Below are 3,142 nucleotides of genomic sequence, written 5' to 3'. Positions count from 1 at the left end.
GAGGTGGACGAGGAGTCCGCCGCGGCGTCCGAGGCCTGACGCCGCGGCGCCCTCGGCCGTCGCGCCGGCGGGCTCACCGGTGGGTGTCGGAGGCGCGCCGTACGGTGGTGCCATGCGACCCGTGACCGACCTCCAGCGTGCGGTGGCCCCCTTCGAGGTGGTGTCCGACTACGAACCCTCGGGAGACCAGCCCACCGCCATCGCGGACCTCACGTCCCGGGTGCAGGCGGGGGAGAAGGACGTCGTCCTGCTCGGCGCGACCGGCACCGGCAAGAGCGCGACGACCGCGTGGCTCATCGAGAAGCTGCAGCGGCCCACGCTCGTCATGGCGCCCAACAAGACGCTCGCCGCGCAGCTGGCCACGGAGTTCCGCGAGCTGCTGCCGAACAACGCGGTCGAGTACTTCGTCTCGTACTACGACTACTACCAGCCCGAGGCGTACATCGCGCAGACGGACACCTACATCGAGAAGGACTCGTCGATCAACGACGAGGTGGAGCGACTGCGGCACTCGGCGACGTCGTCGCTGCTGACCCGGCGCGACGTCGTGGTCGTGGCATCGGTGTCGTGCATCTACGGCCTGGGTACCCCGCAGGAGTACGTGGACCGGATGGTGCGGCTCGACGTCGGGGACGTGGTCGACCGCGACGACATGCTCCGCCGGTTCGTGCAGATGCAGTACACGCGCAACGACATGGCGTTCACGCGCGGCACGTTCCGCGTGCGCGGCGACACGGTGGAGATCATCCCCGTGTACGAGGAGCTCGCCGTCCGCATCGAGATGTTCGGCGACGAGATCGAGTCGATCCAGACGCTGCACCCGCTCACGGGCGAGGTCCTCCGCAACGAGCAGAGCGTCTACCTCTTCCCGGCCACGCACTACGTCGCGGGCCCGGAGCGGATGGAGCGGGCGATCGGCGGCATCGAGGCCGAGCTCACGGACCGCCTGGCGGACCTCGAGCGGCAGAACAAGCTGCTGGAGGCGCAGCGGCTGCGGATGCGCACCACGTACGACATCGAGATGATGCGCCAGATCGGCACGTGCAGCGGCATCGAGAACTACTCGCGGCACATCGACGGCCGCGAGCAGGGGTCGCCGCCGAACACGCTGCTCGACTACTTCCCCGAGGACTTCCTGCTCGTCATCGACGAGTCGCACCAGACCGTGCCCCAGATCGGCGCGATGTTCGAGGGGGACATGTCCCGCAAGCGGTCGCTCGTGGAGCACGGGTTCCGCCTGCCGAGCGCGATGGACAACCGGCCGCTGCGCTGGGAGGAGTTCGTCGAGCGGATCGGGCAGACGGTCTACCTGTCCGCGACCCCGGGCGACTACGAGCTCTCCATGTCCGACGGCGTGGTGGAGCAGGTCATCCGGCCCACCGGCCTGGTGGACCCGCAGGTGGTCGTCAAGCCGACCACCGGCCAGATCGACGACCTGCTGCACGAGATCCGCGAGCGCGTCGAGAAGGACGAGCGGGTGCTCGTCACGACGCTCACCAAGAAGATGGCCGAGGACCTCACCGACTACTTCCTCGAGAAGGACGTGCGGGTGCGGTACCTGCACTCCGAGGTCGACACGCTGCGCCGCGTCGAGCTGCTCCGCGAGCTGCGGCTGGGGGAGTACGACGTGCTGGTCGGCATCAACCTGCTGCGCGAGGGCCTGGACCTGCCCGAGGTCTCCCTGGTGGCGATCCTCGACGCCGACAAGGAGGGCTTCCTGCGCTCCGAGCGGTCGCTCATCCAGACGATCGGGCGTGCGGCACGCAACGTCACCGGCCAGGTGCACATGTACGCGGACAAGATCACGCCGGCCATGCGGTACGCCCTCGACGAGACGGACCGCCGCCGCGCGAAGCAGGTGGCGTACAACGAGGAGCACGGGATCGACCCGCAGCCGCTGCGCAAGAAGATCGCGGACGTCACCGACATGCTCGCCCGCGAGGACATCGACACGCAGGAGCTGCTGTCCGGCGGGTACCGCAAGGCTCCCGCGTCCGCGCAGGGCAAGGGCCGCGCGCCCGTGCCGGGCTCGCCGAAGGAGGGCGCCACCACCGGCAACCGGCTCGCCGGCGCCGCTGCGGGCGAGCTCGCGGAGCTCATCCAGGAGCTCAGCGACCAGATGCACGCCGCCGCCGCGGAGCTGCAGTTCGAGGTCGCGGCCCGGCTCCGCGACGAGATCGGCGGGCTGAAGAAGGAGCTGCGGCAGATGCAGGCCGCGACGGCCTGAGCGGGGCGGGGCCCGGTCGTGACATGCGCGGATGGCGGGTGCGGGGTCTCATGTAAGGTGTGCGGGTTGGAGGGGAGTACCCCGCCCACGGTGAGGTCGTCATCACGTCAGGCACAGATGCCGGACCGGCCTCGTCGGCCCGGACGCCAGGCTCGTAGCCGCTCCGGGTGGGGAAGACCTCCGGTGCTCAGTGCTACGTACCGGAGGAGTTTCCATGGATGTGCCCGTCTGGGTCTGGATCGTCACCGTCGGCGTGATCCTCGCGATGCTCGCGGTCGACTACGTCGGCCACGTGCGCACCCCGCACGCCCCCACGCTGCGCGAGTCGGCCACGTGGTCCCTGGCCTACGTCGCGGTCGCGGTCGTGTTCGGCGTGATCGTCTGGGTCGTGTGGGGCGGGACGTACGGCGGCGAGTACTTCGCCGGGTACATCACGGAGAAGTCGCTCAGTGTCGACAACCTGTTCGTCTTCGTCCTGATCATGACGAGCTTCCGGGTGCCCCGGGAGTACCAGCAGCGCGTGCTCCTCATCGGCATCACGATCGCGCTGGTGCTGCGCACGGTGTTCATCATCGCCGGCGCCGCGATCATCGCGAACTTCGCCTGGGTCTTCTACATCTTCGGTGCGTTCCTCATCTGGACCGCGATCGCCCAGGCCCGCTCGGGCACGGGGCACGACGAGGAGTGGAACGAGAACGGCGTCCTGCGGCTGACCCGCCGCCTCTTCCCGACGACGGACACGTACGTCGGCGACAAGATGACCGCGAAGATCGACGGCAAGCGGTACATCACGCCGATGCTCATCGTCATGGTCGCGATCGGCAGCGCCGACCTGCTGTTCGCGGTCGACTCGATCCCCGCCATCTTCGGTCTCACGCAGGAGACGTACCTCGTCTTCGCGGCCAACGCGTTCTC

Annotated in this window: 2 protein-coding genes; both read left to right on the top strand. The window is 69.0% G+C overall.

Annotated elements, in window-relative coordinates:
* The first annotated feature begins 112 nt into the window (after positions 1-112).
* Positions 113-2,227 (top strand): excinuclease ABC subunit UvrB, encoded by a 2,115-nt coding sequence (gene uvrB, locus ACFWEK_RS20310; RefSeq protein WP_430546157.1) that lies wholly within the window; start codon positions 113-115, stop codon positions 2,225-2,227.
* 214 nt (positions 2,228-2,441) lie between these two features.
* Positions 2,442-3,142: TerC/Alx family metal homeostasis membrane protein (locus ACFWEK_RS20305; protein WP_430555211.1), on the top strand; the 701-nt coding region annotated here is incomplete at its 3' end.

The organism is Isoptericola sp. NPDC060257, assembly GCF_042726645.1.
GTDB lineage: Bacteria > Actinomycetota > Actinomycetes > Actinomycetales > Cellulomonadaceae > Isoptericola > Isoptericola nanjingensis.
This window is presented reverse-complemented; position numbering and strand designations above follow the sequence as displayed.

Bases quoted from the DNA above. Each gene is read 5' to 3' on its own strand.
- uvrB (WP_430546157.1), top strand. From the start codon at position 113: ATGCGACCCGTGACCGACCTCCAGCGTGCGGTGGCCCCCTTCGAGGTG.